This window comes from Streptomyces sp. CB01881 (assembly GCF_002953255.1).
Taxonomy (GTDB): Bacteria; Actinomycetota; Actinomycetes; order Streptomycetales; family Streptomycetaceae; genus Kitasatospora.
Genome location: NZ_CP026498.1, coordinates 6719284 through 6744818, shown reverse-complemented (window position 1 = coordinate 6744818; position 25535 = coordinate 6719284). Strand labels below are relative to the sequence as shown.

General features: G+C 74.3%; 18 protein-coding genes and 1 tRNA gene. 9 read left to right on the top strand and 10 right to left on the bottom strand.

What is annotated here, in order from left to right; genetic code table 11:
* Nucleotides 1-46 precede the first annotated feature (46 nt).
* Nucleotides 47-916 (bottom strand): DUF3662 and FHA domain-containing protein, encoded by an 870-nt coding sequence (locus tag C2142_RS19240; protein WP_148643804.1) that lies wholly within the window; start codon nucleotides 914-916, stop codon nucleotides 47-49.
* Nucleotides 917-1335: 419 nt separating this feature from the next.
* On the opposite strand from C2142_RS19240, the gene C2142_RS19235 reads away from it, so the two are divergent.
* Nucleotides 1336-1419 (top strand) — tRNA-Leu (locus tag C2142_RS19235).
* A 124-nt stretch (nucleotides 1420-1543) separates the two neighbouring features.
* Here the strand turns inward: C2142_RS19235 and C2142_RS19230 are convergent.
* A complete protein-coding gene (locus tag C2142_RS19230; protein WP_241002661.1) occupies nucleotides 1544-2686 on the bottom strand; it encodes a histidine kinase in 1143 nt (380 codons plus the stop codon).
* Entirely contained in the window at nucleotides 2683-3333 is a 651-nt protein-coding gene (locus tag C2142_RS19225; protein ID WP_241003224.1) for a response regulator transcription factor, read from the bottom strand. The genes C2142_RS19230 and C2142_RS19225 overlap by 4 nt, the downstream gene beginning before the upstream one ends.
* A 389-nt stretch (nucleotides 3334-3722) precedes the next feature.
* Here C2142_RS19225 and C2142_RS19220 point away from each other — a divergent pair, with 389 nt between their 5' ends.
* A complete protein-coding gene (locus tag C2142_RS19220) occupies nucleotides 3723-5492 on the top strand; it encodes a phosphatidylglycerol lysyltransferase domain-containing protein (protein ID WP_241003223.1) in 1770 nt (589 codons plus the stop codon).
* A gap of 282 nt (nucleotides 5493-5774) precedes the next feature.
* Nucleotides 5775-6485: a hypothetical protein gene (locus C2142_RS19215; RefSeq protein ID WP_153882798.1), complete on the top strand. Its 711-nt coding sequence runs from the start codon at nucleotides 5775-5777 to the stop codon at nucleotides 6483-6485.
* A gap of 28 nt (nucleotides 6486-6513) precedes the next feature.
* Here C2142_RS19215 and C2142_RS41625 read toward each other — a convergent pair whose 3' ends face one another.
* Complete coding sequence (locus tag C2142_RS41625; RefSeq protein WP_148643802.1) at nucleotides 6514-9264, bottom strand: SpoIIE family protein phosphatase; 2751 nt, start codon at nucleotides 9262-9264, stop codon at nucleotides 6514-6516.
* Between the two features lie 376 nt (nucleotides 9265-9640).
* On the opposite strand from C2142_RS41625, the gene C2142_RS19205 reads away from it, so the two are divergent.
* The 5 genes from C2142_RS19205 to C2142_RS19185 all read left to right on the top strand — a co-directional run bounded on the left by C2142_RS19205 (nucleotide 9641) and on the right by C2142_RS19185 (nucleotide 15819).
* Nucleotides 9641-10810, top strand: a complete 1170-nt coding sequence (locus C2142_RS19205) for a rhodanese-like domain-containing protein (RefSeq protein WP_148643801.1) — start codon at nucleotides 9641-9643, stop codon at nucleotides 10808-10810.
* 117 nt (nucleotides 10811-10927) lie between these two features.
* Nucleotides 10928-11587 (top strand): DUF5819 family protein, encoded by a 660-nt coding sequence (locus C2142_RS19200; RefSeq protein WP_148643800.1) that lies wholly within the window; start codon nucleotides 10928-10930, stop codon nucleotides 11585-11587.
* A 101-nt stretch (nucleotides 11588-11688) separates the two neighbouring features.
* Nucleotides 11689-12849 (top strand): HTTM domain-containing protein, encoded by a 1161-nt coding sequence (locus C2142_RS19195; RefSeq protein ID WP_241003221.1) that lies wholly within the window; start codon nucleotides 11689-11691, stop codon nucleotides 12847-12849.
* Nucleotides 12850-12859: 10 nt separating this feature from the next.
* A complete protein-coding gene (locus C2142_RS19190) occupies nucleotides 12860-15004 on the top strand; it encodes an FUSC family protein (RefSeq protein WP_148643798.1) in 2145 nt (714 codons plus the stop codon).
* A gap of 59 nt (nucleotides 15005-15063) precedes the next feature.
* Nucleotides 15064-15819: an RNA methyltransferase gene (locus tag C2142_RS19185; protein ID WP_148643797.1), complete on the top strand. Its 756-nt coding sequence runs from the start codon at nucleotides 15064-15066 to the stop codon at nucleotides 15817-15819.
* Nucleotides 15820-16054: 235 nt separating this feature from the next.
* Here C2142_RS19185 and C2142_RS19180 read toward each other — a convergent pair whose 3' ends face one another.
* From C2142_RS19180 to C2142_RS19165, 4 genes are all read right to left on the bottom strand, one after another.
* Nucleotides 16055-16972 (bottom strand): pyridoxamine 5'-phosphate oxidase family protein, encoded by a 918-nt coding sequence (locus tag C2142_RS19180; protein WP_148643796.1) that lies wholly within the window; start codon nucleotides 16970-16972, stop codon nucleotides 16055-16057.
* A gap of 49 nt (nucleotides 16973-17021) precedes the next feature.
* Complete coding sequence (locus tag C2142_RS19175; RefSeq protein ID WP_148643795.1) at nucleotides 17022-17489, bottom strand: VOC family protein; 468 nt, start codon at nucleotides 17487-17489, stop codon at nucleotides 17022-17024.
* Between the two features lie 188 nt (nucleotides 17490-17677).
* Nucleotides 17678-18709 carry a hypothetical protein gene (locus C2142_RS19170; RefSeq protein ID WP_194235792.1) on the bottom strand — a complete coding sequence of 344 codons (1032 nt, stop codon included), beginning with the start codon at nucleotides 18707-18709 and terminating at the stop codon, nucleotides 17678-17680.
* Between the two features lie 241 nt (nucleotides 18710-18950).
* On the bottom strand, nucleotides 18951-21104 hold the full coding sequence (locus C2142_RS19165) for a protease pro-enzyme activation domain-containing protein (RefSeq protein ID WP_206670989.1): 2154 nt from the start codon (nucleotides 21102-21104) through the stop codon (nucleotides 18951-18953).
* Nucleotides 21105-21495: 391 nt separating this feature from the next.
* Between C2142_RS19165 and C2142_RS19160 the strand changes: the two genes are divergently transcribed.
* The gene (locus tag C2142_RS19160; RefSeq protein WP_148643792.1) at nucleotides 21496-22062 is read left to right on the top strand and encodes a CGNR zinc finger domain-containing protein; all 567 of its coding nucleotides are present in this window, start codon (nucleotides 21496-21498) and stop codon (nucleotides 22060-22062) included.
* A gap of 60 nt (nucleotides 22063-22122) precedes the next feature.
* On the opposite strand, the gene C2142_RS19155 is transcribed toward C2142_RS19160, so the two are convergent.
* Both C2142_RS19155 and paaN read right to left on the bottom strand, forming a co-directional pair.
* A complete protein-coding gene (locus C2142_RS19155) occupies nucleotides 22123-23625 on the bottom strand; it encodes an FAD-dependent monooxygenase (protein WP_148643791.1) in 1503 nt (500 codons plus the stop codon).
* 150 nt (nucleotides 23626-23775) lie between these two features.
* Nucleotides 23776-25476 carry a phenylacetic acid degradation protein PaaN gene (paaN, locus tag C2142_RS19150; protein ID WP_148643790.1) on the bottom strand — a complete coding sequence of 567 codons (1701 nt, stop codon included), beginning with the start codon at nucleotides 25474-25476 and terminating at the stop codon, nucleotides 23776-23778.
* Nucleotides 25477-25535 lie beyond the last annotated feature (59 nt).

The window sequence follows — 25535 nt, the reverse complement described above, 5'->3', positions numbered from 1 at the left end:
GGCCGGCCCGCCCGTGAGTGAGCGAAGCGCGCGAACAAATCGGACACTACCCTTCGACCTGTCGGTAGACGATGGTGGTGGAGCCCACGACGATTCGAGAGCCGTCGCGGAGCGTAGCGCGCTGGGTGTGCTGTCCGTCCACCACGATGCCGTTCGTGGACCCCAGGTCTAGCACCATCGAGGGCGTTCCGGGCCGGATCTCGGCGTGCTTGCGGGAGACCCCCGGGTCGTCGATCCGCACGTCGGCCTCGGTGGAGCGGCCGAGCACGCAGGCGTTCCCGGTGATCTGGTGGCGGGTGCCGTTCACCTCGATCCAGCGGCGGACCGAGGTGCCGTGGCCGGCGCCCGGGAACGGGCGGACGTTGCCGCCGGCGGGGGCGGGCGGGCCCGGGGGCATGGCGGGGGGCGCGGCCGGGGGCGGGGGCGCGGCGTAGGGGGCGGCGCCCTGCTGCTGCCAGGGCGCGCCGGGGGCCGGGGCGGCCGGCGGGCGGCCGTAGCCGCCGCCCTGGGTCGGCTGCGCCGGGGCCTGCTGCTGCGGCTCCTCGGCGGCCAGGGTGCGGCTGCGCACCCGGTACAGGCCGGTGTCCAGGTCGTCGGCCTTCTCCAGGTTCACCTGGAGCGTGCCCATGAAGGTGTACCGCTGGGCCTCCGCGTACTCGCGGACCATGCCGGCGAGCTCGCTGCCCAGCTGGCCGGAGTAGGGGCTCAGGCGCTCGAAGTCGTGCGGGCTCAGCTCGACGATGAAGTCGTTGGGCACGACGGTGCGGTCGCGGTTCCAGATGCTCGCGTTGTTGTCGCACTCGCGCTGCAGCGCACCGGCGATCTCCACGGGCTGGACCTCGGACTTGAACACCTTGGCGAAGGTGCCGTTGACGAGACCCTCAAGTCGCTGCTCGAACTTCTTCAGCACTCCCATGGGGCACCCCCTTCCAGGGTTCGTTCGCCTGCCTGCCGACCGGAATCCGGGGAGAGCCCGGTCGCGCCTACTTGCGGTACTTCCGTACTGATCGTATCCACGCCGGGGCCATCCGTACGGTTCCCCGACCGTGTGGTGACCGGGGGTGGGCTCGGACACACAGGGTGACGCATCCCGGCGACAACATGCCAGGGCTACCCGCCGGAGGGGGCTGGCATCCCTCGCTCGCCTGTTCGCCGGGCATCCGTTCGGATGCGCTCGGCCTCCCCCGGAAACGGATTCGGAGGTGACCCGCAGGTCGTGCTACTGTTTTCCACGTCGGAAGGGGCGCCCGCAAGGGAGCCGGATCGAAGAACCGCGAAGGCCACATGGTACCGAGCGGGTCGGCTGATCGGCTGGCAACCACGACAAACACCCATGCGCGGGTGGCGGAATAGGCAGACGCGCTGGATTCAGGTTCCAGTGCCCGAAAGGGCGTGGGGGTTCAACTCCCCCCTCGCGCACAGTGAAGCCCCGCAGATCTTCGGATCTGCGGGGCTTTCTCGTTCTCCGGCCGGGCCCGCGGGGATCCGGGGCTCGTGCGCCGGCCCCGGGGGTTCCCGGGGCCGGCGGTCTGCGCCGGGAGCCTCAGCCCCGGCTGGCGGGGAGATCGGCGCGGACCTCGAAGCCGCCGTCGGTGGTCGGCCCGGCCGTCAGGGTGCCGCCGAGCAGCTGGGCGCGCTCGCGCAGGCCGACCAGGCCGTGGCCGCCGCCCGGCAGGATCTCGGCGGGCCGGCCCGGCGGGGCGTCGTTGCGGACCTCGACCCGCAGCCGGCGGCCCCGGGACCGGACCTTCACGTGCACGGCGGCTTCCGGGGCGTACTTGGTGATGTTGGTGAGTGCCTCCTGGACGGTGCGGTAGGCGGCCCGTTCGACCGCCTCCGGCCACGGCCGGTCACCGGGGGACAGCTCGGCCTCGGCGGCCAGGCCGCTCTCCTCGATCAGCCGGGGCAGGTCGGCCAGCCGGGGCTGCGGGGCCAGCGGGGCGTCCGGGCGCGGGGAGGCGGTCCGCAGCACCCCGACCATCTGCCGCAGCTCGTCGAGGGTACGCACGGAGAGTTCCCGGATCGTCCGGGCGGTGGCCACGGCGGCCGGGTCGGTGGTGCTGACCTGGAGCGCACCGGCCTGGATGCTGATCAGGCTGACCTGGTGCGAGACCACGTCGTGCATCTCCCGGGCGAGCCGGCCGCGCTCGCTGACCAGCACCCGCTCGGCGAGCAGCCGGCTCTCCCGCTCCTGGCCACGGGTCAGTTCGTCCAGCCGGGCCGCCAGCTCCCGCCTGGTCCGGGAGAGCAGTCCGGTGGCGGCCGGGCCGGCCGCCAGCATCACGGACTGGATGGCGTACAGCGCGGTCTCCCGGCCGAGCGTGAAGTTCTGCTCGGAGAGCGGCCAGTGGAAGAACTCGACCAGGGCGAAGAGGGTCGCGCAGGGCACCACCACGCGCGGGGCGGGGCGCTCGGCGGCCACGGTGTAGACGGCGGTTATCGGGGCGAGCCAGATGTCGTCGACGTAGCTGCCGGGCATGGTCAGCAGCAGCACGGTGACCGGGAAGCGGCGGCGCCAGAGCAGGACGACGGCGGCGAGCACCGAGAGCAGCACCTGCCACCAGGGTGCGTCCCGGGCCACCAGCGCGGCGTCCACCAGGGAGTAGAGGGCCGGCAGGAGCAGCATCAGCCACGGTGCGGTGAGCCAGGCCGGCCAGCGTCTGGCGGGGAGTGGTTCGGTGCTCATGCCCTGTCGCCGGGCTTCGGCCGGACCAGACCGGCCCGGTGGGCGATGACGGCGGCCTGCACCCGGTTGGCGGCGCCGAGCTTGCCGAGGATCGCGCTGATGTGGTCCTTGACGGTGCCGGTGCCGAGGAAGAGGCGGTCGGCGATCTCGGCGTTGGACAGGCCCTCGCCGAGCAGCGCCAGCACGTCGAGTTCGCGGCCGGTGAGGGTGCGGGCCAGCGTGGCGGCCTCGGCGTCCGGGCCGCCGCCGTCCACGTAACCGCCGATCACGGTGCGGGTGACGGTCGGGGAGAGGATGTTGCCGCCGGCCGCGAGCACCCGGACGGCGTGCACCAGCTGCTCCGGGGCGGTGTCCTTGAGCAGGAAGCCGGACGCGCCGGCGCGCAGCGCGGTGCCGATGTACTCGTCGGTGTCGAAGGTGGTGAGCATCGCCACCGCCGGCGGGTCGGGAAGGGCGCGCAGCCGGCGCAGCACGGAGATGCCGTCCAGGTCGGGCATCCGGATGTCGAGCAGCACCACGTGCGGGCGCAGGCGCTGGACGCACTGCTCGGCCTGGCCGCCGGAGCAGTCGCCGACCACGTCCAGGTCGGGGGCGGAACCGACGATGAGGCCGAGGCCGGAGCGGACCAGGATCTCGTCGTCCACGATCAGCACGCGGGTGGTGGTGATGGTCCCTCCTCGGTTCGGGCGGCCGGGCGGGCCGGTCCGCTCGATGCAGTCTCGCTGAGCTGTTTCGAGACTAGGGCGTGACGGCCCGGGGTGCCGAAACGCGCACGGCCGGGACCCCCGCCGTTCGGCGGGGGTCGGAATCGGCTACCTGGTTCACGCAATTCTCACTCTGGGTGGGGAACCATGGAGTTGGCTGCCCCTTTGCGGTTCTTCGGCCGCGGTGTCGGGCCGCTGCCCAGTCCGCCGGGCCTGTGCGGGCGCCCGGCGCCGGGCCGTGTGCGGATGCGCCCCACCACCTGATCGTTTGGAATTGAGCTGTGTCGTCCACTGTGAAGCCGGAGCCGTCCGCCGAGCCCGGATCCGCCGCGCTGAGCGAGCGCTGGCGGCCGCGGGCCGCCGCGGCCACCGTCTGGTACCTGCGGCTGCTCGCCCTGCTGAACCTGGTGACGGTGTTGCTGGCGCCGTTCCGGAACCAGGTGACCGAACACAACGAGGGCGATTACTTCACCCCGTACCTGCTGACCGCCGGCCTGAGCAGCGCGGTGCTGTCGGTGTTCCTGGCGATCGCGATGCGGCGGCGCAAGCGGGCCGCGTGGATCTTCAACATGGCGCTGGCCGGGCTCTTCGCGGTGCTCTACCTGATCGCCATGGTGCTGCCCGGCGAGCGGTTCAACCACCACGTGCTGAACTACGTCTCCACCGTGCTGACCTGCCTGTTCGTGCTGGCACTGCTGATCGGGCGGAAGGAGTTCACCTCCAAGGGCGACAGCTCCAACCCGAAGACCGCGGCCGCCACCTTCGTCGGCGGCCTGGCCTTCGGCGGCCTGGTCGGCTCGCTGCTGGTCTGGCTGAACAACGACCTCACCGGCGCCCGGTTCTGGGACTACTTCCGCTACTCGGTCGGCCGGATGATCACCATCACGCCGTCCCAGCATCTGCGCTCGGTGATCGACGCGCCGACCTGGGTGAACGCCGTCATCAACACGATGGGCGCGGTGCTCTTCCTGCTGGTGCTCTACGTGGCGTTCCGCAGCCCGAAGGACAAGGAGCTGCTGACCGCCGAGGACGAGGAGAGGCTGCGCGGGCTGCTCGACAAGCAGGGCGAGCGGGACTCGCTCGGCTACTTCGCGCTGCGCCGGGACAAGGCCGTGGTCTTCTCCCCCAGCGGCAAGGCGGCGGTGACCTACCGGGTGGTCGGCGGTGTCTCGCTGGCCTCGGGTGACCCGATCGGGGACCCGGAGGCCTGGCCGGGCGCGATCGACGCCTGGCTCTCCGAGGCCCGCGAGCACGCCTGGGCGCCGGCCGTGATGGGCGCCTCCGAGGAGGCCGGGGTGATCTACGCCCGGCACGGGATGGACGCGCTGGAGCTGGGCGACGAGGCGATCGTCGAGCTGGACGAGTTCTCGCTGGACGGCCGGGCGATGCGGGTGGTCCGCCAGGCGTACAACCGGGTCAAGCGGGCCGGGTACACCGTGCGGATCCGCCGGCACGAGGCCATCCCGGAGTCGGAGATGGCCGAGCTGGTGGCCAAGGCCGACCAGTGGCGCGACGGGGCGACCGAGCGCGGCTTCTCGATGGCGCTGGGCCGGCTCGGCGACCCGGGCGACGGGCGCTGCGTGATGCTGGAGTGCCACGACGGGGACGGCGAGCTGAAGGCGCTGCTCAGCTTCGTGCCGTGGGGCGCGGACGGGCTCTCGCTGGACCTCATGCGCCGGGCCCGGGACACCGAGAACGGGCTGATGGAGTTCATGGTGATCGAACTCCTCCAGCGGGCGGAGGAGGTCGGCCTGGCCCGGGTGTCGCTGAACTTCGCGATGTTCCGCTCCGTTTTCGAGCGTGGTTCGAAACTCGGCGCGGGGCCGGTGCTCCGGCTCTGGCGCTCGGTGCTGGGCTTCTTCTCCCGCTGGTGGCAGATCGAATCGCTGTACCGGGCCAACGCCAAGTACCGGCCGATCTGGGAGCCGCGCTACCTGCTCTTCGAGAAGAGCAGCGAGATTCCGCGGATCGGCATCGCCAGCGCGCGCGCGGAGGGCTTCATCACCGCGCCGAGCCTGCCCGCCCTGTTCCGTCGTCGACACTCCGGAGCCGCGGTCGCCGCTCCCCGGGTGCCGGTGGCGGCGCGGGACGGGAAGGGGTAGTCCCTCCGCCGGGGGGCGGAGGGGGCTGGTCGTCCGGATGGGGGTGTTTCAGGGCTTTGTCTCCCCCCAGAGGATGACGGCGATCAACATTTATGCCGATGTGGATTCATTAACCGGCTTCTAATGTTGGAGTAGTCGGGGAAGGCGTTCCGGCTTCGGGGATGGCTTCGGGGATTTGGAGAGACGGTCGTGATTCACAGGACCCACGCGGGGGGCGTGCGAAAGGGGCCGCTGGCTATTGCCGGTGCGGCCGCTGTCGCCGAGTGGGGAACGTTGTTCGGGATGGTGCGCGAGCGGTTGCGGGCGAGGAAACTCGCCGCCGTTCCGCTCGCCGTCACGGCGACCGCCCTGATCCTGCTGTTCAGTATCGTGCAGCACCTGCCGGGCGGCGAGCGGTTCGTCACCCACATCGGCGTGGTGAAGGCGGCCCTGCCGCTGGAGGTCTCGCTGCTGCGCACGCCGCTGTCGCTGTACGTTCCTGCGCTGGACCTGCCGGTCTGGGGGGCGCTGGCCCAGGTCCTCGTGGTGTTCGGCATCGCCGAGATCGTGCTCGGGCGGCGGCTGACCCTGGTGGTGGCCTACACCTGCACCCTGGCCGGGACGCTGTTCGCCCGGGTGGGGGTGGCGATCGGGCCGCACCACCTGTTCGGCTTCCCGAAGTGGGTGGCCTACGTCCGCGACACCGGCCCCTCGGCGGCCGTGGTGGCGCTGGCGATCTGCATCGCGTTCCGCTGCCGGGCCTGGTTCACGGCCGGGCTGGTGGTGGCGCTGATGATCGGCGAGGCGGTCCTGCTGCCGAACCTCGCGGGTCTGGAGCACGTCGTCGCGGTGATCACCGCGCTGCTGATCGCCGTCTCGGTGGAGGTCTTCGGGGACTTCTGGCCGCGGGTGCTGGCCGGGGTGGGGGCGGCGACCTCGGTGGCCACGGCGGCCTCGATCGAGGTGGCGGCGGAGGCCCGGCGCCGGACGCCGGCGGGCGCGGCCATTCCGTGACGCGCCCGCCCGGACCGCCGGGCCGGGTTCAGGCGGGCGGCAGCGGCAGCTCGAACCAGACCACCTTGCCGACCGCCTTGCGGGCGGTGCCCCAGCGCTCGGCGAGCTTGGTGACCAGGGTCAGGCCGCGGCCGGTCTCGCCCAGCTGCTCGGCCGGCTCCAGGGACGGCAGGTTGTGGTTGTCGTCGCTGACCTCGACCAGCAGCTTGTCCACCCGGATCAGCTGGAGCTGGACGCGGTCCCTGGCCACCCGGACGGCGTTCGTCACCAGCTCGCTGACCAGCAGCTCGGTGGTGTCGGCGAGGGCGTCCAGGTGCCAGCCGGCCAGCTGCTCGCGGACCAGCGCGCGGGCCCGGCGGACCTCGCGGTGGTCGACGGTGAGGTCCCAGGTGGCCACCTCGGTCGGCGCGACGCCGTCGAAGCGGGCCACCAGCAGGGCGACGTCGTCCTTGCGGTCGTCCGAGTGCAGCCGCTCCAGCACCACGTCGCAGGCCTGCTCGGGGCTCTGCCGGGGGTCGATCAGGTTGCCGCAGAGCGCGGCCAGCCCTGCTCCTATGTCGCCGCCCCGGACCTCGACCAGGCCGTCGGTGCAGAGCACCAGCATCGAGCCGTCCGTGACCTCGATGGTCTTGGCGACGAACGGCACCCCGCCGACGCCGATCGGCGCGCCGGCCGGGATCTCCAGCAGCTCGCCGCTGCCGTCCGGGTGCACCAGGACCGGGGGCACGTGGCCGGCGCTGGCCAGCTCGCACGTCCGGTTGATCGGGTCGTAGACCGCGTACAGGCAGGTGGCGAGGTGGTCGTCGCCGAGCTTGTGGGCCAGGTTGTCCAGGTGCCGCAGCAGCTGGCCGGGCGGCAGGTCGAGGGCGGCCAGGGTCTGCATCGCGGTGCGGAAGCGGCCCATCGCCGCGGCCGAGTGCAGGCCGTGGCCCATCACGTCGCCGACCACCAGGGCGACCCGGCTGCCGGGCAGCTGGATCGCGTCGAACCAGTCGCCGCCGACCTCGGCCTTGGAGTCGCCCGGCAGGTAGCGGTGGGCGATCTGCACGCCGGGGATCTGCGGCGGCCGGGTCGGGATCATCGAGCGCTGCAGGGTGGTGGCGACCTTGGACTCGGCGCGGTGCAGCCTGGCGTTGTCCAGCGACAGCGCGGCGCGGGCGGCCAGCTCCTTGAGGGTGGCGGCGTCGCCCTCGTCGAAGGGGGCCCGGTCGGGCAGCCGGAGCAGCTTGAGGATGCCGAGCACGGTGCCCCGGGCGGAGAGCGGCACCACCAGCATCGAGCGCCCGGTGACCACCGAGGCGAGCCGCGGGCCGCCCAGGGCGGCGGCGTAGTCCACCGCGACGTCCTGGCTGACCACCGGGACCAGGACGGGCTGGTTCAGTTGGAGGGCCATGCCGGGCGGGGTGCGGCGCGGCATGGCGACCAGGGAGCCCTCGGCGAGGACGTGGTCCCACTGGCCGGCGGACTCGTTGAAGACCAGGGCGACCCGGCGCAGCATCGTGTCGTCGTCCGGCCGGGCCTCGGGCAGCTCGGAGTCGGAGATCAGGCCGTCCACCAGGTCGACGCAGGCGAAGTCGGCGACCCGGGGGACGAGCACCTGGCAGAGCTCGCGTGCGGTGAAGCCGAGGTCCAGCGTGGTGCCGACCTTGCCGCCGACCTCGTTCAGCAGCGCCAGCTGCTCGCCGGCCTGGCCGTTGGTGAGGAACGGGCCGAGCCGCCCGGCGGGCGGGGCACCGCCGTCCGCTCCGGCGGGGGAGGGGACGGTCGGGGGTGGGGCCTGGTCGCCCCGACGGGCCTGGTGGCCGTTGGCGGACGACTCGACGGCGGCCTGCTCGATGGTGGCGCCTCCTCTGGGCGGGGCCGGGACGGACGGGGCTGCCGCGGGCGTGCCGCTCACGGCGCCGGCGGGCCCGGCGGGCCGGTCGGCGGTCTCGCGCTGGGCCGGCAGCGGGCCGGGCGGGCGCCGGCCGGGCGCGGTCTGCTCGGGCTGCGGCGGCGGTCCCAGCCGGGCGGCGCGCTGCTGGGCGGTCGGGTAGCGGCGGTCGATCCCTGCGGCCGCGTGTGCGGTGCCGGTCGGCGGGTCGGCGGGCAGGACGGGCAGCACGGTGGCCGGGTCCAGCCGCAGGGCGGGCAGTCCGGCCCGGACCAGCCCGTCGAGCAGCTGCTCCCGGTGGCCGGCGGGGCCGGCCGGCAGCAGCCGGGCGAGCGGTTCCGGCAGCGGGCGGCCGGGCGGGGTGAGGGCGGCGGAGAGCCGGTGGAAGCCGCCCCGGGCGGCGGGGGCGGCGGCGAACGGCAGCAGGCGCTCGCCGAGGGCCAGTCGCGGGCCGGCCGTACGCAGCGGGCGGGCGTCGGCGGCCAGGGCCAGCAGGCCGCCGCCGGGACCGGCCTGCGGGTAGGCCCACCAGAGCACGTCGCGCAGGTGCTCCTCGCGGTCGACGACCGGCATCTGCCCGGCCCAGGGACGGCCGTCGGCGGTCAGCGCGGCCAGGGTGTCCAGCGCGTCGCAGCGACGGCGGGCGGCGGTGGCGGCCGGGACGGGGAGGCTGCGCGGTTCGACGGCGGGCAGCAGGCCGGTGGCGGGGCGGTCGCGGACGGCCTCGGCGCGGTGCCCGAAGAGCTCCTCGGCGGCGCGGCTCCACTGTGCGATCCGGCCGGACCGGTCGACCAGCACGAGGGCGAGCCGCACCAGGGTGACCACGCCTGACGGCTGGTCACCCTGGGCGGCCGCGGGCTCGGCGGCGGCCGCCGGAAGCGGTGTGGAGTTGGGCTCGTCCACCATGGATTCGGTCTGCTCCCGCCTGGCCGCCACGCCTGGAGGCGGCCGTCTCTCTGGAGGAAGGCACGCTGTTGCGGATACCAGCGAAGCACGGACAGGGTCGGGCTCGATAGCGAAACGGGGAGATTCATCAGTATCAGTTGCGCGGCACGGCGCGAGCGGGCGCGACGGGCCGACGATCTGGCGCACGGACACCGGTCCGCACTCCCCGTCCACCCGGTCGGAGCAGCGCGCGCGGGGGTAGGGTGGGCGGCCGGGCCGCCCGGGGCGCGGGTGCGCCGTACCGGGACGGTCGCCCGCGGGCGGGCCGGCCCGTACGGGCCGGACGCCCCGTACGGGCCGGACCACCGGCACGACCAGGACGAGACAGAGGCGAGAAGTGACCGCGCAGATCCCCGTCCGCTGGACCGACCCGGAGCAGCAGGAGCTGGAGGAGCGGGTCGCCGCCTCCGAGCTCGCCTGGCTCACCATGGACGTCGACGTGCAGACGCTGCGGGTCGAGATCGACAACTTCGCCCTGATCCACCACCAGCTGCTCGGCCCGCTCTACGCCCGGCTGGACGAGCTGGACGCGCTGATCGCCGAGACGGTGGCCGCCCGGACCGGGCACCCGGAGGACCTCCGGCAGGCTGCCGAAGCGCGTCGGAGGGTGGACGAACTCCCCGACCTGGACGCCCTGTTCGACAGCGTGCAGGAGCAGGAGGTGGCGCCGCCGGCCGCGCCGGCCCGGGTGCGGCCCGGCCGGGAGGCCCAGCGGATCTACCGCGACCTCGTCCGCCGCGCGCACCCCGACCTGACCACCGACCCGGCCGAGCAGGAGCGCCGGGCCGTGTTCCTCGCCAGGGTCAACGAGGCCTACGCGTACGGCGACAGCGCCGCGCTGGAGGGCCTCGCCGCCGAGTGGTCCACCGCCCCGGAGGCGGCGCCCGCGCCGGACTCCCCGGACCGGCTCGGCTGGCTGCGCCGGCGGCTGGAGTGGCTCAACGCCAAGATCACCGCGACCGCCACCGAACAGGTGCGGCTGGAGAACACCGCGATGGGCCAGCTGCTCGCCCTCGCCCCGCAGGACCCGGACGGACTGCTGGAGGAGCTGGCCGAGCAGCTGCTCGCCAAGGCCGCCGCCCAGCAGGCCGAGCTGGAGCGGCTGCTCGGCGCGGCCGGGGCGCGGCCGCCGGTGGGGGACAATGGCGGTGCCGAGACCGAGCCCCAGGAGAGCCAGACGATGTTCGCCCAGATCCCCACCACCGACGCCGCCTCCGTGCCCGCCGACGCCGCTCTGCTGGACGTCCGCGAGCAGGACGAATGGGACGCCGGGCACGTGGACGGCGCGCTGCACATCCCGATGGGCCAGCTGGTCGCGCGGATCGGCGAGCTGCCGGACGAGAAGCTGTACGTGCTCTGCCGGGTCGGCGGGCGCTCCGCGCAGGTCGTCCAGTACCTGGTGCAGAACGGCCGGGACGCGGTCAACGTGGACGGCGGCATGTACGCCTGGGAGGGCGCCGGCCGGCCGATGGTGAGCGGCGGCGGCCAGGACGCGTACGTTCTGTAGTCCCCGGCGGCTCCCCCGCCCGGGGTAGGGCAGGATGGGCGCGCGACCGACCCGGGACGGGACCGGCGGCGCCCGTCCGGGTGGGGACACCTCCCGGCCGACGGCTGGGGAGGGTGCATGGCCGAGGGTGCGCAGGCCCCGTCCGGTGGCGGGGCCTGGTCGACGCCGGCGCTGGCCGTGCTCGTCACGGCCGCCGCGGTGCTGGTCACGGGCACCGGGCTCTTCCTCGCGGCGGTCTTCCTGCACGTCGCCCCGGCCAACTCGGTCTCCCGCGAGTACCGGGAGCAGGTCGACGGCGTGGTGTACCCGGAGTTCGAGCAGAACTGGAAGCTGTTCGCGCCCAACCCGCTCCAGCAGAACGTCAGCCTGGACGCCAGGGTCCGTACCGTCGTGGACGGCGGCGCCACCCGGACCCACGACTGGGTCGGGCTGACCGCCCGGGACATCGCCGCGATCCGCGGCAACCCGGCGCCCAGCCACGCCGACCAGAACCTGCTGCGCCGGGCCTGGGACTTCTACGAGGGCTCGCACAGCGCACAGGACGACTCCCTGACCAACCCGCGCGGCAAGCTCGCCGAGCAGTACCTCAAGCGGATCGCGTTGCAGCGGTTCGGCCGCGGCTTTGACGGCGAGCGGATCATGGAGATCGAGTTCCGGGTGACGGCCGCGACCGTGCCGCCGCCGGGCTGGAGCGGGGAGGCCGCGCCGCCCCCGCCGAAGGTCCGGGAGCTGCCGTGGTGGCCGGTCAACGACGAGGACTACCGGGGGCTCGGGTGAACGGGACGGCGCCGGACGAACTGCTGCCGGCCGGGGTCCCCCCGCAGCCCGCGCCCGCCCCGGCGGCGCCCGCGCGGGCGCCCGGCCCCGGTGCGGGGGAGCTGTGCGCGCGTGCCTTCGGCGCGTTCACCGGCCGGGTGCTCGGGCGCCACCAGGCGTCGGCGGTGCGGATCGGCTTCGGCCTGGTCTGGCTGGCCCACCTGCTCCGCGAGTGGCCCAACCGCCGGCTGCTGTACGGCGACACCTCGCCCTGGTCGCTCGACCTGGCCGAGCGGCTGCTCGCCGACAACGGCGCGCTGACGGTGCTGCCCTGGTTCGGCGGGAGGCTCTGGTTCGAGCTGGTCTACCACCTGGCGGTGCTGGCCGCCGTCGCGGTGGTGCTCGGCTGGCGGACCAGGGCGAGCGGCGTGCTGTTCATGGTCACCGTGCTGTCGCTGCAGAACCGCAACGTCTTCCTCGGCGACGGCGGCGACAACGTGGTCCACCTGATGGCGGTCTACCTGGTCTTCACCCGCTGCGCCGAGGTCTGGTCGCTGGACGCCCGGCGCCGTGCGCCCGGCCGGACCGGGGTGGTGCTCTGGGCGCTGCTCGGCGCGGTCCTGCTGGTCTGCCAGCTCGGCGGCTTCGCCGGGGCCGGCCTGACCTGGACGGCCGACACCTTCCCGTACGTCGGCTGGTCGCCGGTGTTCTGGGGCCTCTGGGCGCTGGCCGGGCTCTGGTGGGCGCTCGGCCGGCTGCGGCCGGACGGCGAGCCGCGGGCGGTGCTGGACGCGTTGGCGACCATGGTGCACAACTGCGCGATGCTGGTGATCGCCGCCGAGGTGGTGCTGATCTACGCCACCGCCGGCTGGTACAAGGTGCAGGGCTCGCGCTGGCAGGACGGCACCGCGCTCTACTACCCGCTGCACCTGGACTACTTCACGCCCTGGCCGTGGCTCTCCGGGCTGGTCGCCTCGGCCCTGCTGCCGGTCTTCCTGATCTCGTACGGGACGGTGATCCTCCAGGTCGCGTTCCCGTTCACGCTGGTCAGCCGGAGGGTCAAGAACATCCTGCTGGTGGTGATGATGGCCGAGCACCTGGGGATCGCGGTGCTGCTCGGGCTGCCGGTGTTCTCGCTGGCCATGGTCGCGGCGGACGCGGTCTTCCTGCCGACGGCGGCGCTGGTCTGGGTGGCCGCGCGGGTAGCGGGCGCGGGGGCGCGGGCCGGGGGCGTGGCCGCGCGGATCGGGGGCTTGCGGTCCCCGCGGGAGCCCCTCCCCTAAGCTGACCGTTATGTCCTGGTTCGCCGCACTCCGAGACACCGCGCGGACCGGACTGACGCTCGACCGGGCGCTCACCGACCCCAAACGGGCGGCCCGCGGCGCCGTCGCCGTCGCCGTGGTGCTCTTCCCGACCCTGGCGCTGGGCGGGCCGCGGCTCGCCACCTCGGCCGCGATGGGCGCCTTCATCGCCGGGACGGCCACCTTCCAGCGCAGCTTCCGGCCCCGGGCCTCACTCGCCGTCGCGGCCGGGATCGGGCTCGGCACCAGCACCTTCCTCGGCTACCTGGCCGCCGGGGTGCCCGGGGCGTTCCCCGCGCTGCTCGCCGTCTGGGCCTTCGGCGCCGGCCTGGCCTGGGCGGTCGGGCCGACCGCCGGGGTGGTCGCGGCCAACACCCTGGCGGTGATGCTGGTCGTGGTCCAGCTGCCGGTCAGCGCGCTCGCCGCGTTCGGCCACGGGCTGGTCTGCGCGCTCGGCGGCCTCGTCCAGGCGGCCGTCATCACGCTCTGGCCGATCGGCAGCTGGACCGTCCAGCGCGAGGCGCTCGCCGACACCTACGCCGAACTCGCCGACTACGCCCGCCGGCTGCGCCAGGACCCGACCGCGCACGTCGACCCGGCGCCGTTCATGACGGCCCGGCACGCGGCCGCGCTGACCCCCTGGCAGGACCGCCACCGGCCGCCCGAGATGCGCGGCCTGCGCGGCGTCGCCGAACGGATCCGCCCCACCCTCGCCGCGCTCGCCGACCCCAAGGTGGGCGCCCCCGGGGAGGGCCCCGAACGCGACCGGGCGCGGGCCGTCCTGGCCGCCGCGGCCGAGGCGATGGACGCCCTGGCCAAGGCGGTCCGCACCGGCGATCCGCTGCAACTCCCGCGCTCGGCGCCCGCGCTCACGCTGGCCGTCCCGGTCGAGGGCCCGGAGCTGCGGGGCGCCGCCCGCCGGGCCGCCCGACGGCTGGCCGGTCTGCTCCGCAAGGCCGCCGACACCCTGGAACGCGGCGACGAGGACACCATCAGCACCCCCGTGGTCGGGACCGGCGGGGCGCTGCGCAAGCCGCCGCTCTTCCGGATGCTGCCGGTCGCCGTCCGCGCGCTGAGCCGCCAGCTCCAGCCGCGCTCGGCCGTCTTCCAGCACGCCGTCCGGCTCACCGCGGTGGTCACCCTCGCCTACCTGCTGGCCCGGCTGGCCGGCTTCGAGCACGGCTACTGGGCGCCGATGACCGCCGCCATGGTGATGCGGCCCGACTTCGCGCAGACCTACAGCCGGGGCGTGGCCCGGCTGGCCGGGACGATGGTCGGCGTCGCCGTCTCCACCCTGGTGGTGCAGCTCGCCCACCCCGGGGAGTGGGTGCTGGCCGTGCTCGCGGTGCTCTGCATCGGCGTCGCCTACCTGACGCTGCGTACCGGCTATGCGCTGATGACGGTCTGCGTCTCCTCGTACGTGGTCTTCCTGCTCGGGTTGCAGGCCGGGAACCCGCTGGTCACCGCCGTGGAGCGGGTCGGGCTGACGCTGCTCGGCGGGTCGGTCGCGCTGCTCGTCTACGCGCTCTTCCCGACCTGGCAGACCGCCCGGCTCGGCGAGCGGCTGGCCGAGTGGCTGGCCGCCGCCGGGCGCTACGCGGCCGCCGTGCTCGCCGTCTACGAGCACCCGGCGGCGCCGCGCGGCCGGGAGGTCCGTGCGGCACTGCTGGACTCCCGGGAGGCCCGCTCCGAGCTGCTCCAGGCGATGCAGCGGGCCGACGCCGAACCCGGCCGGCACGCCTCCGGGCTGCCCGGGGTGAGCCGCCGCCAGCTCGACCGGGCCCGCGCCGCGGTCGGCCACCTCGGGCGGGTCGCCGTGCTGCTGGAGGCCCACCTGCCGACCGCCGACGCCGAACCGGTGCCCGGGACGGCCGAGTTCGCGGAGGAGCTGCGGCTGGCCACCGCGCTGGCGGCGGCCGCGCTGCTCACCGACCGGCCGGTGGAGTTCGACGCGGTACGGGAGGCGCACGTCCGGCTGGAGGAGCGGCTCGCGGCGGCGCCGGCGAGTGTGCAGCGGGACGTCGTGCGGTCCAGCGCCTGGCTGCTGCTCCAGGCGCTGAAGGACCTGGAACGGGCGCTGCGCGGGGGCGGAACCGCCACGCCGGCGCAGCGCGAGCAGGAGCCGACAGCGCGTTAGGCGGCGGTCCGGGCGGGGGCGTGCGGCCGCCCCCGGGGCGGGGTGGCAGAGTGAGCGGCATGAACGACGAGCTGGTGCGGGCCTGGCGGGAGGGCGCCGGGGCGCCCGGGACGGTGGTGCTGGACGGCTTCCACGCGCTGAAGCACGCGTTGCGCTTCGGCGGGGACGTCCGGCAGGTGCTGACCGCCGACCGGGCGGCGTTGCTGGCGCTCGCCGCCGAGCTGGCCGCGGACGTGGTGCCCGCCCTGGACGGCCTGGCGGCCGAGCTGCCGGAGGCGGAGCTGCGGGCGCTGGTGCCGCGGCTGCACCCGACCGGCGTGATCGCGCTGGCCGCCCGGCCCACCACCGGCTCCAATCTGGCCGCGCTCGCCCGGCAGCCCCGGACGGCGCCGGTCGTGCTGCTGGAGAACCCGCGCAACCTGGGCAACGTCGGCGCGGTGATCCGGCTGGCGGCCGGCTTCGGGGCCACCGGCGTGGTGACCACCGGCGACCTGGACCCCTGGCACCCGACCGTGGTCCGGGGCAGCGCCGGCCTGCACTTCGCCACCGCCGTCGAGCGGCTGGCGTTGCCGGAGCTGCCGGACGGCCCGCTCTACGTCCTGGATCCGGAGGGGGCGGACGTGCGGACGGTGGCCTTCCCGGACGACGCGCTGCTCGCCTTCGGCACCGAGCGCCACGGGGTCTCGGACGAGCTGAAGGCGCGCGCCGACCGGCTGGTCGCGGTGCCGATGCAGCCCGGGGTCTCCAGCTTCAACCTGGCGACCAGTGTCGCGATGGGGCTCTTCCACTGGATGTCGGGACGCCCGCCGCGGTGACCTGCCGCCGCCGCGGCGGGCGGGCGGGTCAGGAGAGGAGCCACTTCCCGGGCCGGTAGCGCGTGTTGCCGGGGCCGGAGTCCCGGACCGGACGCGTGTTCGGCGCGGCGGGTCGGGCCGGGGGGTGACGGCCGTTCGGCGTCCCGGGTGCGGCGCGGGCCCGGCGGAGATGGTCGTGGCGTGCGGACCTGGCGGGTGGTCAGGCGTCCACGAGGCCGCCGGGCCGGACGCCGGGTCAGGCGGCGGCGGGCGGGTTGGCGGGCGAGTACTCGGGGTCGGTCCAGGTCAGCGCAGTGGCGTCGGCCAGTTCGAGGACGCCGGTGACGGTGAGGTCGACCACCCGCTCGGCGCCCGGCAGGCCGGCTGCGGCCTGCTCGGACCAGTCGGTCCGGGCCTCGCCGGTGATCAGCAGCGCCCCTCCGGTCTCGTAGTCCGGCAGCAGCAGCCCGGCGCGCGGGTCGAGCTCCAGGTTGCCGAGGGTCATGAACATGCTGTTGCCGGCGTACTCGGGCCAGCTCAGCCGGTCCGGTCCGAGCACCCGGAGGAAGCCGGGGTTGCCGCCCCGGTGCGAGGCGTCGACCCTTCCGTCCGGGCCGGCCGTGGCGACGAAGAAGGTGTCGGCGGTGGCCACTGCCAGCTGCTGGGCGGTGGAGAGGACCGGCCCGGAGGCCACCGCGTGCGGGGTGCCCGCGGCCGGCCGCAGCAGCGGGCTGCGGCGCTGGATGTACTTCGGGCAGTTGGCGTACACCTGGTCGGCGGCGACCACCAGGCCGCCCCGGCCGTCCGGTGCGGAGCGGCCGTTGAGCCGCATCCGGCGTCGGCCGGCCGGGTCCAGCGCGATGGTGCCGACCTCGGCCGGCCCGGCCAGGACGGCGGCCAGCGGGTCGTCCCCGGCCGGGCGGGCCGCCACCGCGAGGGTCCGCTCGTCGGAGGCTTGGAGGAAGCCGGGCTCGCCGGTGAGCTGGGTGGCCCAGAGCCTGCCGTCGGCGTCGGCGGCGCCCACCACCAGGATCCGCCGCTCGGCCAGGAACCGGGCGGCGACGGCCGGGATGGTGCCGCCGATCGCGCGGCCCGAGTGGTCGGCCCGGTCGCTGCGGCCGGCCCGGGCCTGCACCGCGCGCTCGCCCGGGTGGTACGGCGTGCTGCCGGTCATGGCGTGCCTCCTGTGCTGGCGGGGTGAGCGGCCTCGGTCGAGCCGGGCTCTAGAAGAAACCGCAGGTCGGGGCGGACTTGGTGGGGGCGGCGGCGTCGGTCTCGTCCACGCCCTTGGGGGTGTAGACCTCCAGCCGGATGCCGTCCGGGTCGGTGAAGAAGATCCCGCCGGAGGCCGAGCCCTCGCCGTGCGGGACGACGCCCTCGTACGCGAACTCGGCGCCCAGCTCGCGCAGCACCTGCTCGGCGGCGCGGACCTCGTCCAGCGAGTCGACCTGGAAGGAGAGGTGGTGCAGGCCGGGCGCGGCGCCGGCGAAGGTGCCGGTGCTCTGCTGCCAGAGCGTGATCAGCAGCCGGCCGTCGCGGCCCAGGAAGGCGAAGCGGCGGTCCGGGTCGGTGCCCTCGTTGACCAGCTCCAGGCCGAGGGCGCGCCGGTAGAAGGCCACCGAGCGGTCCAGGTCGGTCACGTTCAGGCCCACGTGGCCGGTCTGCAGGGTGCTGGTGATGGTGCTGGACATACCTGATCACTCCCGTGGCTGGGACGTCCGCGGACGCCAGGGTCTAACCGTTGCTATTGAGGTTAGTAGTTAGGCGATGAGAGCGTCAACCGATATGCGGCCATGAAGGGGTTAGGGATATGCTGTCGGTAGCATGACAAGAATGCCCGCGAGCCCGGCGACGCACGGGCGCCGGGGCGCGGTGGGACCTACTCCCACTCCCAGCGGATGCCGACGAGGCCGGGCTGCTGGTCGGGGGCGAGCACGTGGGCACTGGCCGAGGCGCCGATCCAGAGCTGCTCCCGGCGGCGGTCGACCTCCGCGCCCGGGGCGCGGTCGTAGCGCTCGCAGTGGGCGGGCACGGCCGCCGGGTCGAAGTGCACCTGGAGCACGTACTCGCGGACCGGGACCGCGAAGCGGCGGCTGTACTCCATGGTCGGGGCACCGCCCGACGGGATCTCCACCTCGTACTCGAAGACCGTGCTGTCACCGAGCGCGAGCGGGCGGTCCAGCATGATCTCGCCGACCACCAGCCCGGCCTCCGGGCGGCGGCGGACCCGGCCCAGCCGGCCGTGCCGGACGGCGGTGATCTCCGGGCAGCCGGAGGCCTCCTCGTCGGCCATGTGCACGACCAGGCAGCGGGCCACCCCGCCGACGGTGGCGCGGACGACCTGGCGCATCCGCAGCAGGTTGCCGCGCCGCTCGGCGTCCACGTAGTACGAGTCGTGGATGGAGAGCCGCTCCAGCTCTCCGGCCGGCGGGGCGTCCAGCTCGGCGAAGACGTCCGCGATCTTCTGCTCGCCCGGCCAGATGTCCTCCAGCCGCAGGTGTGCGGTGGTGGCGGCGGCGGCCCAGCGGCCGCGCGGGCGGGGCGGGCCGAGCAGCGCGGACAGGGTGGAGTGCGGCAGGCCGAGCAGCTCCTCCAGCAGGTGGACGGCGCGCAGTGAGCTGGCCCGCTCGGGCTGGCTGCGGCCGCGGCGCCAGTAACTCAGGGTGGTGACGCTGACCCTGACACCGCGTTGGGCGAGGGCGGCGCGGATCCGGTCCAGGCTCAGGCCGCTGGCCTCGATCGCCAGGTTCAGGGCGTCGGCGAAGCCCCCGGCCGGCGCGGGGCGGCCGGCGGCGGGTGCTGCGGCGGGTGCCGGAACGGCGGGCGGGACCGGCGCGGCGGCGGGTGCGGGCGCACCGGGGCGCGGGCCGACCAGCCGCAGCCGGGCGTCCTGGGGGTTTTGCGAGCCCATTCGGTTACCTTCCCCAGCAGGTGGGTTCGGCGCAGCCGGTCCGGCGCCGAGGCGCGCCGTCAGCGGCTTCACCGAGCTGTGGGGAACCCTATGCACGGTCGAGAGGCTACGTCATCAGTCGTGCGTATGACAGTACTCACGAGTGTTCGAACGCAGGGTTATCGAACCCGAAACACTGCGGAAACACGCCGCCGGGGCAGTCCCTCTGCGGGACCGCCCCGGCGGGGTGGGGGTGGGGTGATCAGGAGACGTTGAGCGCGGCGTCGTCGATCACGAAGCTGGTCTTCAGCGAGGAGTCCTCGGTGCCGGTGAACTTGACCGTCACCGTCTGGCCGGCGAAGGCCGAGAGGTCGAAGGACTTCTGGACGAAGCCGGTGGCCGCGTTGGCGTTCGACAGGGTGGTCAGCGTGGTCGAGCCGGCCTGGACGGTCAGCTTGTCGTACGCGGTGCTGCCGGTCTCGGCGGTGTCGACGTGCACCCAGAACGAGAGGGTGGCCTTGCAGCCGGCCGGGATCGAGACGGTCTGCGACAGGGTGTCGGTGTGGGCGCTGCCGTAGCCGTCCATCCAGGCCTTCCAGGAGCCGGCGTGCGCGGCCTCACCGGTGCTGTTGTCGACCACGCCGCTGGACGCCGTCCACGGCGCGGCGGTGCCGGTCTCGAAGCCGCCGTTGCCGATCAGCTGGGCCGGGGTGCAGCCGCCGGACGGCGGCGGGGTGGTGCCGCCGAGCAGCGCGGTGTTCAGGGCGTCCGCGATCGGGCTGCCCCAGCCGGTGACCTGGTCGTACCCGGCCTTGGTGGAGAAGTCCTGGTTCTTGCCGGTGGTGACGTCGTGGAACGTCGTGCCGTAGCTGCTGCTGTTGGCGACCGCGTACAGCTTCGGGCTCGCCTCGCCGAGGACCGGCTGCCCGGCGGCCTTGGCCTTCTGGTTGAACTGGGCGGCGTAGCCGGACCAGAGCGGTGCGGCGGCGCTGGTGCCGCCGTAGACCTGCCAGCCGCCGGCGGTGTAGATCGCGAAGCCGCTGGCCGGGTCGGCGTTGGAGGAGACGTCCGGGACGGTGCGCATGGTGCCGCTCACACCGGTGCCGGTCTGCCAGCTCGGCTTGGCGAAGACGGTGGAGACGCCGCCGCCGGCCGTGCTCCAGGCGCTCTCCGAGGAGTAGGCGCTGCCGGAGACCTTGAGGTTGGTGCCGCCGACGCCGGTCTGGTGCGGGCTGGACGCCGGGAAGTCGACCGCCTTGACGGTGGAGCCGCTGGTGGAGCGGGTGCAGTCGCGGGAGCCGTCGTCGCCGGAGGCCGAGAAGATCGAGATGCCCTGGGCGGCGGCCTGCTTGAAGGAGTTGTCGACCGCCGTCATCGATGAGGCGGTGGTGTCGGGCTCGCAGGAGCCCCACGAGATGGAGATCACCGAGACCCGGTTGTCGGCGACGATCTGGGCGGCCATGTCGATCTCGCCCTGGTCGCTGTTGGGGGCCTCGTAGACCAGCTGGGTCGCCTTGGGGGCGACACCGCGGACGATCTCGCTGTCCAGCTCGACCTCGCCCTGGCCCTCGCCCGGCTTGGCGTCGTAGTTGGCGCCGTCGACCGAGACGGTGGAGACGGCCGGGCCGGTCAGGCCGTACTGCGAGTCGTACGTCTTCAGGTTGGTGGAGCTGTAGCCGTCGAACTCCCAGAGGGCGACGTTGACCCCGGTGCCGTCGGCGCCGGTCTTGTCGAGGTTGTAGGCGCCGTTGTACTGGCCCGGGCCGAAGCCGCTCGGGGCGGCGGTGGTCGCGTTCGGCGCGGCGGAGGGCTTCACGTTCCGGGTGGTCCGGACGGTGTGGTTGTTCAGGCCGGATATGCCCTGCACCACGTCGGCGAGGTCCGCCGGGACGGACGCGGCCGCGTCGTTGGCGAAGAAGGTGCGCTGCTGCTGCGTGTCGAGGTAGGCGCTCTCGTGGGTGCCGAACGCCTTGGTGATCTGCTCGGCGGTGCCGTGCGCGTTGACGACCTGGCGGTTGGCGCTGACGCTCCCGACGGTCAGGCCCTGGGCGGCGAGGTACGCCTTGACCTGCTCGACGCCCGCCTGGGTCGGGCCGAAGCGCTCGGTGAACTGCTGCGGCGTCAGGTACCGGCCGTACTCCGGGGTGCCGGGGGTGGCGACCGCGGTGAGGAAGCGGTCCAGCTCGGCCGTGTTGCGCAGCTTGAGGCTGACCGCGACGGAGAGCTGCTGGTCGGCGGGGACGTCGCCCTTCTTCTCCGAGTGGGCCACCGCGGGGGTCACGGTGTTCGGCAGCGAGACGCGGGGCGCGGCGGCGTTGGGGTTCGGGGCCGCCTGGGCGGCGGTGACGCCGAGCGAGACGGCGGTCAGCGGCAGGACGGCAAGGGCCGCGGCAAGGGCAAGGGAGCGGGGGCGCACGGAATCCTCCTCTGGCCGGCATGTGGGGGCCGGCAGGGGCCAGGGCGTCGCTGGGGTGAGACGCTGGCTAGAACATGTCAGAAGGAGTCCGGCAATTGGCTCATGGTCAAGCAATCCGTTGCTAAAAAACAGTCAACTGTGGAGAACCGAATGGAGGCTGCTCCATACAGTTAAAGGCCGGAATTCCGGCCGCAAACCTGACGGAAAACCTGACGGCATACCTGACCGCGTACCCGGCGGCGTACCTGGCCCGATGCCCGGCCGGAACTCGGGCCGGGGCGGGCCGGCCCCTTCCGGACGAATTCGGGGCAGGCCGGGCCGGACGTAGAGAATTCGGGGCAGGCCGGGCCGGACGTAGAATCGGGTACCGGGCGCGACCGAGGGAGAACCGATGACGGACCGGACAGCAGACCCGCGGGACCCGCGCCCGCTGATCGGCGAACCGCTCTCACTGGACCTGCTGAACACCCGGTGGAGGGGCACACCGGTCAACGACCTGCTGGCCGGACCCGACGGCTACGGGATCTGGCTCGCCTCCGCCGGGCTGGCCGGGCGCTGCCGGGCCGACGACTCCGGGCTCGGCCCCCTGCTGGAGGCGCGGGACGCGCTGGCGGCGGTCGTCCGCGACCTCGACGAGCACGGTGCGCCGGGGGCGGTGGCGGTGGCCGGGCTGAACGAGGTGCTGCGGCACGGGCGGCTGCGGCGGGAGCTCGGTCCGCAGGGGCCGGCCGAGCAGGTCGAGGTGGACCGCCCGGAGTGGCTGGCGGCCTGGCTGGCGGCGGACGACCTGCTCGGCCTGCTCGGCCAGGGGGAGCACCGGATCAAGAAGTGCGCGCACGAGGCCTGCATCCTGCACTTCTTCGACACGTCGCAGAACGGGCGGCGGCGGTGGTGCTCGATGGCGGTGTGCGGGAACCGGGCCAAGGCGGCGCGGCACTACGAGAAGGCGAAGGCCTGAGCCGGTGCGGGCGCAGGGCCGCCCCCTGAGGGGCCGGGCCCTGCGCCCGCCGGCCGCACGTCAGGCGTCGGTGGGGGCGCCGAGCCACTCGGCGAGGGCGGCGCGCAGTTCGCCGCGGCCCGGGTCGACGGCGGCCCAGGCGGCGTAGCCGTCGGGGCGGATCAGCAGGACGGTGTCGCGCAGCTTGCCGTGCGGATCGGCCGGGGCGGCGGTGACCACGCGGTCCGCCCACGGGTCGGCGGCGGACAGCTCGTCATTGCTGACCAGCACGAACTTCCCCGCGCGCAGCGCCTCGTAGAGCCGCTCGGGTGCGGCCGGCCCGTCCTCGCGCGGCTGCTCCAGGCCGGTGAGCCGAAGGTCCGGGACGCGTCGGCCGACCAGCGGGTGGGCGTCCTTGGGGGCGCTGTACCGGATGCCGATGCCGGAGATGATCTTTGCGCCGCGCTCGGTGACCACGTCGAGGTGCTCGGCGACGGTGGTGAGGGCGCCGCGCAGGGCCCGGGTGGGCGCCGAGTGGGCGAGGGCGAGCCGGACCAGCGCGCCCGAGCTGCGCAGCACCGTCTTCCCGACCGGGTGCCGCTCGGTCTGGTAGGTGTCGAGCAGGGCGTCGGTGGCCCGGCCCCGGAGGGCGGCGGCGAGCTTCCAGGAGAGGTTTGCGGCGTCCTGGAGGCCGGTGTTCATGCCCTGGCCGCCGGCCGGGGAGTGGCAGTGCGCGGCGTCGCCGGCCAGGAAGACCCGGCCGGAGCGGTAGTTGGGGACCTGCCGCTCGTCGCTGTGGAAGGTGGAGCTCCACCGGGCGTCGTGCAGGCCGTAGTCCTCGCCGATGGTGTTGCGGGTGATCTCGGCGATCCGGTCGAGCGGCGGCGGGGTGCCGTCGGGGTGCCGGTCGTGCCGGTCCCAGGCGATCACCCGGTACCAGCCGTCGCCGAACGGCGCGAGGAAGGCGAAGCCGTCGTCGGTGGCGCCGACGGTGACCACCTCGTCGGGGGCGCGCTCCAGCCGGACGTCGGCCAGCACCACGGAGTTGACCACGGACTCGCCGGGGAAGGGGATGCCGAGCAGGTCGCGGACGGTGGAGTGGACGCCGTCGGTGCCGACCGCGTAGCGGGCCCGGTGGGTGACGGTGGCGCCGTCCTCCACGGTCTCGATCGTGACGCCCTCGGCGTCCTGGCGCAGCCCGGTGACCTCGGCGCCGCGCAGGACGGTCGCGCCGGCCTTGACCGCGCGCTCCTGGAGCAGGCGTTCGGTGTTCGACTGCGGGGTGATCAGGACGAACGGGAACCGGGTCGGCAGGCTGCCGAGGTCGATCCGGAGCTTGTTGAAGAGCCGCAGCGAGCCGAGCGGGACGCCGGTGGCGATGAGCTCGTCGGCCAGGCCGCGGGCGTCCAGCATTTCGAGGGTGCGGGCGTGCACGGCGAAGGCCCGGGTGAGGTTGGACTCGGCGCCGCGCTTCTCCAGGACGGTGACCCGGACCCCGGCGGCGGCCAGGTCTCCGGCCAGCAGCAGCCCGGTCGGTCCGGCGCCGACGATCAGGACGTCGGTGACGGTCTGCTTGGCGGTCATGTGTCAGCTCCCGGTGGTCGGACGGAGGTTGGACGCCGATCTCGGCGTTCTCCCGGCCTCCATCATCGCCGCCCAGGGGCGGGGCTGTGAATCTCCGGGCCCCGGCGTCGTGCCGCCGGGGCCCGGAGCCGGGCCCGTGGGCCCGGTGCCTCAGGCGTGGCGGCGGACCTCGACGGTGCGGAACCGGTTGGCGACGAACGCGCCGTCGCAGTACGCGGAGTTGGCGGCCGGGTTGGCGCCGGTGCCGTGCAGGTCGGAGAAGGCGGCGGTCTGGTTCGCGAACACGCCGCCGGTGAGGTTGAGCGAGAGCGAGACGCCGGAGTCGAGGGCGGCCTCGACCAGGGCGGTCTCGACCTCGGTCGACGTGGTGTAGCCGGAGGCGGTCATCGCGCCCTGGGTGCGGACCGTGTCGCGGAGCAACTCGACCGCGGCGGCGGTGGATTCGACCGCGACGGCGAAGGAGACCGGGCCGAAGCACTCGGTGCGGAAGACCGCCCGGTCGTCCGGCTTGTCGGCGTCCAGCTTGACCAGCGCGGGGGTGCGGACGGTCGCGGCGGGAAACTCGGGCGAGGTCACCACGCGCGGGGCGAGCGCGAGTTCGCCGTACTCGCCGCCGGCCGCGGCCACCGTGCGCTGGAGCACGCCGGGGTTGACCACGGCGCCGAGCAGGGCGGCGGCGCGGGCGTCGTCGGAGAGCAGGCCCTCGATCGCGGTGGCGAGGTCGGTCACCACCTCGTCGTAGGACTTGGTGCCCTGGTCGGTGTCGACGCCGGTGCGCGGGATCAGCAGGTTCTGCGGGGTGGTGCACATCTGGCCGCTGTACAGCGAGAGCGAGAAGGCCAGGTTGCCCAGCATGCCCTTGTAGTCGTCGGTGGAGTCGATGACGACGGTGTTGACGCCGGCCTTCTCGGTGTAGACCTCGGCCTGCCGGGCGTGCTCCTCCAGCCAGTCGCCGAAGGCGGTGGAGCCGGTGTAGTCGATCAGCTTGATCTCGGGGCGCACGGCGAGCGTCTGGGCGACGGTGCCGCCCTCGTGCTCGGCGGCCAGGCAGACCAGGTTGGGGTCGAAGCCGGCCTCGGCGAGCACCTCGCGGGCGATCGCGACGGTGAGGGCGAGCGGCAGCATGGCGCGCGGGTGCGGCTTGACCAGCACCGGGTTGCCGGTGGCCAGCGAGGCGAACAGGCCCGGGAAGCCGTTCCAGGTGGGGAAGGTGTTGCAGCCGATCAGCAGCGCGAGGCCGCGCGGGACGACGGTGAAGTCCTTGGTCATCACCAGCGGGTCGCGCTTGCCCTGGGGCTTGGTCCAGCCGGCCTGCCGCGGCAGCCGGGTCTGCTCGGCGTACGCGTAGGCGACGGCCTCCAGGCCGCGGTCCTGGGCGTGCGGGCCGCCGGCCTGGAAGGCCATGCCGTACGCCTGGCCGGTGGTGTGCATGACCGCGTGCGCGAACTCGTGCGAGCGGGCGTTGATCCGGGCCAGGATCTCCAGGCAGACGGCGGCGCGGTCGAGCGGGGTGGCGGCGGCCCAGCCGGGCCGGGCGGCGGTCAGCGCGGCGATCAGCGCGTCCGGCTCGGCGTGCGGGTAGCCGATGCCCAGCTCGACGCCGTACGGGGAGGCCTCGCCGCCGACCAGGTCGCCGTCGGCGGGGTGGCCTTCGAGGGCGAACGGCTTGTTCAGCAGGGCCTCGAAGGCGGCCTTGCCGTCCGCGGCGCCGCTCTCGCCGTAGGCCTTCGGGAACTCGGGGTAGGGCGACCAGTAGTCGCGCTTCGCGGCGGCGGCGAGCGCGGCGTCCAGGGTGGCCTGGTGGCGTTCGACCAGCTCGGCGACGAGGGGGTGGGTGACCGCTGCGGACATGGTGTGCGCTCCTCAGAGGGGAGGACGGGACACGTCACAGAGTAACCGAACGATCGGTC